Source organism: Streptomyces alkaliphilus (assembly GCF_014141535.1).
Classification (GTDB): Bacteria; Actinomycetota; Actinomycetes; order Streptomycetales; family Streptomycetaceae; genus Streptomyces; species Streptomyces alkaliphilus.
The window spans coordinates 1-4,635 of record NZ_VKHT01000372.1; the positions used below are offsets into that span (position 1 = coordinate 1).

Sequence of the window (4,635 nt, forward strand, 5' to 3'; positions counted from 1 at the left end):
GTGGTGTCCGTCCCCTCGTCACGGGCGGGGCGCCGGTCGTCGAGGAGGATGCCGCGCTCGCCGGTCAGGCCGGGGAAGGAGCCGAGCAGCCGGCGGGTGTAGGGGTGGCGCGGCTCGCGGTGGAGTCGCTCGGCGGATCCGTACTCCACCACCTCGCCGTCGCGCATGACGGCGATGCGGTCGGCGAGCTCCAACAGCAGGGGCAGATCGTGGGTGATGAACACGACCGCGAAGCCCAACTCCTCGCGCAGGCGGAGGATCTCCCCCAGGATGCCGCGCTGCACGACCACGTCCAGCGCGGTGGTGGGCTCGTCCATGATCATGACCTGTGGGTCGAGGAGCATGGCCATGGCGATCATGACGCGCTGGCGCATGCCACCGGAGAGTTCGTGCGGGAAGGAGCGCAGGCGCCGGGGGTCCACCCCCACCAACCGCAGCACCTCCTCGCAGCGGGCCCGACGTTCCCCGGCCGTCATCCCCGGCCGGTGGGTGATCAGGACGTCCTCCAACTGCTCCCGGACGGGGATGACCGGGTTGAGGGAGTTCATCGCGCCCTGGAAGACCACCGACATGCGGTCCCAGCGGAAACGCCGCAGGTCCTCGCCCTCCAGCGCGAGCAGGTCGATGTTCTCGCCGGAGCGGTCGTGGAAGACCACCGTTCCGGAGGTGACCTCGGCCGGTGGCCGGTGGAGGCGCGCGATGGCGTAGGCCAGGGTGGTCTTGCCGCAGCCCGACTCGCCCGCGAGGCCGAGGATCTCGCCCCGCCCCAGGGTCAGGGAGACGTCGCGGACGGCGTGGACCGGTTTGTCCACGCGATAGGTGACGTTCAACCGCTCGACCGTGAGCACCGGTTCGCGGTCGGTGCCGTCGGGGTCGGCGGGGTCGGCGGGCCCGCCGACCCCGGGGGTCCCGGTCGGGGTGCCGGTCGCCGAGGCGGCGTCGGCGGCCACCGCGCCGGGGTCCCCGGCGTCGCGGCGGGCGCCGGTGCGCAGACGGGGGTTGATGATCTCGTCGATGCTGAAGTTGATCAGTGCCAGACCGCAGCCGAAGAGGGCGATGACCAGACCGGGGGGCACGAACCACCACCAGGCACCCCACTGCAGGGCGAACCCGTTCTGGGCGTAGAAGAGCATCGTGCCCAGGGTGGAGGAGTTGGAGGCGCCCAGCCCGAGGAAGGACAGGCCGGCCTCGGCGAGGATCGCGGCCAGCACGGCGAAGACGAACTGCGAGGCCAGCAGCGGCAGCAGGTTGGGCAGGATCTCCACCGAGACGATCCGCCAGGGGCGTTCGCCCGCCACCCTGGCCGCGGCCACGTAGTCGCGGTTGCGCAGCGAGAGCGTCTGGGCCCGCAGGACCCGTGCGGAGGCGGCCCAACCGGTGATCGCGAGCACCACCGCGATGGTCCAGGCGCCGCGCCGGTTGGCGGGGACGAACCCGGCGATGACGATCACCAGCGGCAGGCCGGGGATGACCAGCATGACGTTGGAGAGCAGGGAGAAGCCCTCGTCCACGAACCCGCCGAGGTAACCGCCGATGATGCCGAAGAGGGCCGAGAGCAGGGTGGCCATGACGCCCACCAGCAGCCCGATCTGCAGCGAGCCGGCGGTGGCCCGGGCCAGTTGGGCCAGCACGTCCTGGCCGGTGCGGGTGGTGCCCAACAGGTTCTCCCCGTCGGGAGGGGTCATCCCGCGGCTGTCGATGGCGTCGGGGTCGCCGAGGAACAGCGGGCCGACGAAACCGAACAGGGCGATGGCGAGCACCAGGAGGAAGCCGATGACGAGCTTGGGCGAGGGGGTGGGGAGCAGGGAGCGCCATCCCCCGGACGCGCGGCGGGGGTGTTTTCCGGGGACGATCCCCTCCTCCCCGGTCGCCTCGACGGCCGGTTCACCGGTCGGTTCGGTGAGATGTACGGGGTTGGTCACGGTGACGGCTCCTTGCCCTCGGTGGACCCTCGACGGATCCGCGCGGACGCTTTCCCGGCCATGGCGCGGCCCTCAGTTCTCGACCCGGGTGCGCGGGTCGATGACGCCGTACAGCAGGTCGACGATCAGGTTGGCTCCCAGGACCGCCACCGTGATCACCAGGAAGATCCCCTGCATGAGGGCGTAGTCGTTGTTCTGAACCGCCTGCAGCAACTTCGATCCGATGCCGGGGTAGGAGAAGACCTGCTCGGTGACGATCGAGCCGGCCACGACGAAGCCCAGGGAGATGGCGAAGCCGGCGATGGACGGCAGGACGGCGTTGCGGGCGGCGTACCGGGTCATCACACGGCTCTCGCGCAGGCCCTTGGCCCGGGCGGTGAGGACGTAGTCCTCGGACATGGTGGAGACCATCATGTTGCGCATCCCCAGCAGCCAGCCGCCGACCGAGGAGATGACGATGGTCGCCGCGGGCAGGAAGCCGTGGTGGAGGATCGATCCGACGAACTCGGCGTTCCGGCCGGGCATGAGAGCCACGTCGTACCCGCCCAGCAGGGGGAACCAGCCCAGGACGGTGGAGAAGAGCGCCACCAGCAGCAGGGCGAGCCAGAAGTAGGGGACGGCGGCCAGGATGGTGGTCGCGGGGATGAGGGAGTCCAGCCACGATCCGCGCCGCCAGCCGACGATCGCCCCCAGTGCCACCCCCAGCAGGAAGGACAGGAAGGTGGCGATGCCCACCAGGACGATGGTCCACGGCAACGCCTGTCCGATCACCTCGGAGACCGGGGTGGGGAAGACGCTGACGGATATACCCAGGTCGCCGCGGGCCATCGCCCCCAGGTAGGCGAGGTACTGGACGATCAGGGGCTCATCGGTGTCCGTGCCGAGAAGCAGCTCGTACGCCCGCCGGACGGCCGGGTCGGGCGACCCGCCCCGCTGCTGGAGTTTCGCCATGAGGATGTCCACCGGGTTGCCCGGCATCAGCCTCGGGATGAAGAAGTTCAGCGTCAGGGCGGCCCACAGGGCGATCAGGTAGAAGCCGAGCTTTCGGGCGTAGTACCTCATGCGGGCCGCCAATCGGGGATGAGCTGCTTCTCGGACACGTCTCGGGGAAGGAGATCGACGCCGGTCAGTCGGTCGCGGGACGCAGGTTGAGGAAGATCTGCGAGTGGTCCGGCCGGCTCCACACGGCGGGGAAGGCGTACAGGTCGTCCTCGGTGGGCCAGCCCTCGAACTTCGCCGCGTTGTACTGGCTGGTGGTACCACCGGTGAGGACCGGGATGTACGGCAGGTCCTCCTCGATCGCCACCTGGACGGTGTCCAGCAGCGGTTGGCGCGCCGCGGCATCGGCCGGGTCGGTGCGCTTCAGTTCCTCCAGCGCCGCGTCGACCTCCGGGTGGGTGTAGCGGGCGAAGTTGGGCTGGGCCACCTCCCCCACCGGGGCGGTGTTCTCCGAGTGGAAGAAGTACCCGTAGAGGTAGTAGGGGTCGGGTGCCGGCCCCTGGTAGAGGGAGTCGATGAGCAGCTGGTAGTCGCCCTGGCCGCGGGAGTCGGACCACTCGTTCCAGGAGGCCTGTCGGATGGAGATGTCGATGCCGAGCGGGGCCAGTTGTTGGCCGATGACGTCCACGGCGGTGATGTAGTCGGTCCAGCCGGTGACGACGCTGACGGACAGCTCCAGGCGCTCGCCGTCACGGGTGCGCACACCGTCGCCGCCCGGCTCCCAGCCGGCCTCCTCCAGGAGCGCCTCGGCGGTCTCCGTGTCGGGCTCCATGGGCACGACCCGGTTCTCCAGGTCGTCGCTGATCACCGCCTCGTCCCGGCCGACCAGGGCGAAGCCGGGGGAGATCTCGCTCGCGGTGTCCTCGAAGGCGAGGGAGTTGATCTGGGTGCGGTCCAGGGCGTGGTGGATCGCCTTGCGGACGGCCGGGTCGGTCTGCGGGCCGGTGCAGCCGAGTTCCTCGTCGGAGCAGGTCATCAGGACGATCTGGTTGAGCGGGACGGTGATGCTCCGGTAGCCGGGGTGGTTGTCCTCGACGTTGTGGATGTCGGGGACCGGGCCGGTCTGCCAGTCGACGGTGCCGGCCGCGAGGGCGTCGGCACCGGCCTGGTTGCCGGAGAGCGCGACGAAGCGGACCCGCTTCAGCTCCGGTTCACCGTCCCAGTAGTCGGGGTTGGCCTCGAGGGTGAAGGCCTGGGGGCGGAACTCCCGGAGGCGGAACGGCCCGGTGCCCACCGGCTCGGGCACGGTGTCCGTGGCCGGGTCCGCGATGTCGCCCCACAGGTGTTCGGGAACGATCCAGATGCGTCCCAGTACCTGGGGCCCCTCGAGGAAGGCGGGCCCGTCGAAGCGGACGAGCAACTCGGTGTCGCTCACCCGCTCGGCACGGCCCTCGAAGCCGGTGCCGTTGATGGCGGGGTTGGCCGCTATGAGGTCGAGGGTGAAGACCACGTCGTCGGCGGTGAAGGGCTCGCCGTCGGACCAGGTGACGCCCTCGCGGACGGTGACCGAGAGTTCGGTGCCGTCCTCGTTCCAGGAGTAGTCGGTACCCAGACGCGGGACGGGATCGGCGTCGGCGGCCTGGTTGAAGTAGAACAACGGCTCGAAGATGGTGCCCGGACCCTCGATGACGCTGTGGGAGTAGGGGTTGAAGTTGCTCTGGTAGTCCCCCGCCTGGCCGGTGTAGACGACCAGGGTGTCCGCCGGGGTGCCGCC

Annotated in this window: 3 protein-coding genes; all 3 read right to left on the reverse strand. The window is 70.2% G+C overall.

Annotated elements, in window-relative coordinates; translation table 11 throughout:
- On the reverse strand, window positions 1–1,922 hold a 1,922-nt coding region (locus FNQ90_RS13230), incomplete at its 3' end, for a dipeptide/oligopeptide/nickel ABC transporter permease/ATP-binding protein (protein WP_323379930.1).
- A 72-nt stretch (window positions 1,923–1,994) separates the two neighbouring features.
- Window positions 1,995–2,984, reverse strand: a complete 990-nt coding sequence (locus FNQ90_RS13235) for an ABC transporter permease (protein ID WP_182606562.1) — start codon at window positions 2,982–2,984, stop codon at window positions 1,995–1,997.
- Window positions 2,985–3,048: 64 nt separating this feature from the next.
- Window positions 3,049–4,635: ABC transporter substrate-binding protein (locus FNQ90_RS13240; RefSeq protein ID WP_182606563.1), on the reverse strand; the 1,587-nt coding region annotated here is incomplete at its 5' end.

Excerpts from the sequence above, each read along its gene's own strand:
- FNQ90_RS13235 (WP_182606562.1), bottom strand. The coding sequence starts at position 2,984 with ATGAGGTACTACGCCCGAAAGCTCGGCTTCTACCTGATCGCCCTGTGG.